This is a genomic window from Deltaproteobacteria bacterium, assembly GCA_030654105.1.
GTDB lineage: Bacteria > Desulfobacterota > SM23-61 > SM23-61 > SM23-61 > JAHJQK01.
Genome location: JAURYC010000110.1, coordinates 1 through 3,258, shown reverse-complemented (window position 1 = coordinate 3,258; position 3,258 = coordinate 1). Strand labels below are relative to the sequence as shown.

The window sequence follows — 3,258 nt, the reverse complement described above, 5'->3', positions numbered from 1 at the left end:
GAATGTATTCGTTATTTACATCCGTAATCTCTAATTCACCCCTGCCGGATGGCTTCAAGGTTCGGATAATATCAAAAACTGCGGCGTCATACATATAAATGCCGATCACCGCCAACTTTGACCGAGGCGCTGCAGGCTTTTCTTCGATGCGGATGATTTTGTCCCCTTTGATTTCTGGTACTCCGAAACGCTGCGGGTCAGGAACCTCCTTCAGTAAAATCTTGGCTCCGTTCTCCTGTTTTTCAAAATCCTTCACCGCTTTGAGAATATTGGTCTCGATGATATTATCCCCCAGAACCACACAAATTTTTCCCTGGTCAGAAAAATATTCTGCCAGAAATAAGGCGGCCGCAATTCCGCCTTCTCCTTCCTGGTAGGTGTAATTAATATGCTGAAGTCCGAATTCTTTCCCGTTCCCCAAGAGGCGAAGAAAATCCCCAGCGTTGTTTCCGCCAGTGACAATCAAAATATCCCGAATCCCCGCATTGACCAATGTCTGCAGCGGGTAATAAATCATGGGCTTGTCATGAATGGGAAGGAGATGCTTGTTAGTGATCTTAGTCAACGGGTAAAGCCTCGTTCCCAGCCCTCCCGCCAGAATAATACCCTTCATCTTTCCTCCTCCTAAGGTAATTGTATAGGAATTTTCTTGTTGGACACAGATTTTCTGGATATTAAAAATAAAAAAGATTCACAGAAAATATATATCTGCGTTTATCTGTGACAATCTGCGTCCCAATAAATTTAGATCGATTTTCAGGCCATCTTTTTCTGAAAATAGGGAACTGTTTTTCTTATTCCATCTCTCAACCCAACTTTGGGGAGCCAATTTAAAATTTTTCTGGCTTTGGTGATATCCGGCTGACGGACCCGGGGATCATCTACGGGAAGGGGGTGGTGGATAACCCTGGATTTACTTCCGGTAATTTCCAATACTTCTTGGGCAAAACCTAAAACAGAAAACTCATCAGGGTTGCCCAGGTTGACCGGTTCGGTTTCCTGGGAAAAAAGTAATTTTATAATCCCCTCGACCAGATCATCAACATAGCAGAAACTACGGGTCTGGGAACCATCCCCGTAAACCGTTAAATCTTCACCGGCCAAGGCCTGCAGGATAAAATTAGGAACGACCCGGCCGTCGTTCAAACGCATGCGGGGACCGTAGGTGTTGAAAATTCTGGCAATGCGGGTGTTCACCCCGTGGGACCGATGGTAAGCCATGGTCAGAGCCTCGGCAAATCGTTTGGCTTCATCGTAAACTCCCCGGGGACCGATGGGGTTTACGTTCCCCCAGTAATCTTCTGCTTGCGGATGGGCGAGCGGATCGCCATATACTTCTGAGGTGGAGGCCAGGAGAAAACAAGCTTTTTTGGCCATGGCCAGACCCAGCACTTTATGCGTTCCCAAGGCCCCTACTTTCAAGGTCTGAATGGGTAGCTGAAGATAGTCAATTGGGCTGGCTGGAGAGGCAAAATGCAGAACATAATCTAAAGATCCTTCAACAAAAATATAATTCGTCACATCGTAATGAATAAATTGGAATCGCCGGTGACCCGCAAGATGAGCGATGTTGCCCGTTGAACCGGTGAGCAGGTTGTCCATACAGATAACTTCCAGCCCCTCGGCCAGCAGCCGATCACACAGATGAGATCCCAGGAAACCCGATCCTCCAGTGATTAAAGCCCTCATGCTATCTCCCTACGGCAAAGTATTTAAAACCCATCTCCCGCATTTTAGCGGGTTCGTATATATTACGGAAATCCAAAAAAACCGGGCTTTTCATTATCTTCTGCAAACGTTTCAGGTCGAGATTTCGAAATTGGTTCCACTCCGTAATAATCAACAAAGCATCCGATCCTTTGGCTACGTCATATGGATCTTTTCCATATTCAATCTTCTTGAATATTTTTCGAGCCACTTCCATAGCTTTGGGGTCATAGGCTCTGATTTTCGCCCCCTCTCTCTGTAAGGAAGAGATAATTTTTAAGGAGGGTGCTTCCCGCATGTCATCGGTGTTGGGCTTGAAAGAAAGCCCCAAAACCGCGATGGTTTTCCCTTTCAAATTTCCCAGGGCTTCCTTTACTTTGGCAACCATTCGCTCTTTTTGCTTTTCGTTAACTTTCATTACCGAGCGTACAATCTCAAACCGGTATCCGTACTTTTCGGCAATTTTGGCTATCCCTAAAGTATCCTTGGGAAAACAAGAGCCGCCATAGCCAGGCCCGGCGTGTAAAAATTTCGACCCGATCCTCTGATCAAGCCCCATTCCTTTGGCCACAACGTTCACATCCGCGCCTACTTTTTCACAAATATTGGCAATCTCGTTGATAAAGGAAACCTTGGTGGCCAAAAAAGCATTGGAGGCATACTTGATCATCTCGGCGGTTTCGATATTGGTGATCACAAAGGGGGCCTCGATCAAATAAAGAGGGCTGTAGAGGTCCTTCATGATGGCCATGGCCTGTTCGCTGGCGGCACCGATGACCACGCGGTTGGGGCGCATGAAATCTTCGATGGCCGCTCCTTCCCGCAAAAACTCAGGGTTGGAGACGATATCGAAGTTAACTTTTTTCCTTTCATATTGTTGGATGACTTTGCGGATTCTTTCGCCGGTACCTACGGGAACGGTGCTTTTAGTGGCAATGACCTTGTATCCGTTCAAATTCTCCCCGATCTTCCTGGCCACTTCATCAATGTAGGTCATGTCCACTGAGCCGTCTTTCTTGGGAGGAGTTCCCACGGCAATGAAAATAACCAAAGACTTCTCAACGGCCTTATCGATTTCCGTGGTGAAAACCAGCCTCCCTTCCCGCAAGTTTCTTTTGACCATTTCCTCCAGCCCGGGTTCAAAAATGGGAGAGGTTCCCTTTTGGAGCAAGGCAATCTTCTGCTCATCATTATCCACACAGGTCACGTTCAGTCCGAATTCCGCAAAGCAGCTCCCGGTGACTAAGCCTACATACCCTGTACCAATCACACAAATATTCATGGCTCACTCCATTTCGATATTAAATTAGCCACAGAGAGCACAGCGCGGCATAGCCGCAACCAAAAGAAATCACCCCCTCCCAACCCTCCCCCCTCGAGGGGGAAGGTGTGAAAAAATCGATTTGGTTCTTTTTCACGTCATTCCGGCGAAAGCCGGAATCCAGTGTTTTCAAGGCCTTAAGAACTGACTGGACCCCGGTTTTCACCGGGGAGACGGCTGAAAATCAATTTTTTCACACCTTCGGGGAGGTCAGGGTAGGGGTGATAACA

General features: G+C 47.2%; 3 protein-coding genes. All 3 read right to left on the bottom strand.

Annotated elements, in window-relative coordinates; genetic code table 11:
- The coding region (locus tag Q7V48_04210; protein ID MDO9209939.1) for a sugar phosphate nucleotidyltransferase at window positions 1–613 on the bottom strand (613 nt) is incomplete at its 3' end.
- Between the two features lie 143 nt (window positions 614–756).
- The gene (locus Q7V48_04205; protein MDO9209938.1) at window positions 757–1,689 is read right to left on the bottom strand and encodes an SDR family oxidoreductase; all 933 of its coding nucleotides are present in this window, start codon (window positions 1,687–1,689) and stop codon (window positions 757–759) included.
- A 1-nt stretch (window position 1,690) separates the two neighbouring features.
- Window positions 1,691–2,989, bottom strand: a complete 1,299-nt coding sequence (locus tag Q7V48_04200; GenBank protein MDO9209937.1) for a UDP-glucose/GDP-mannose dehydrogenase family protein — start codon at window positions 2,987–2,989, stop codon at window positions 1,691–1,693.
- Window positions 2,990–3,258: the final 269 nt, after the last annotated feature.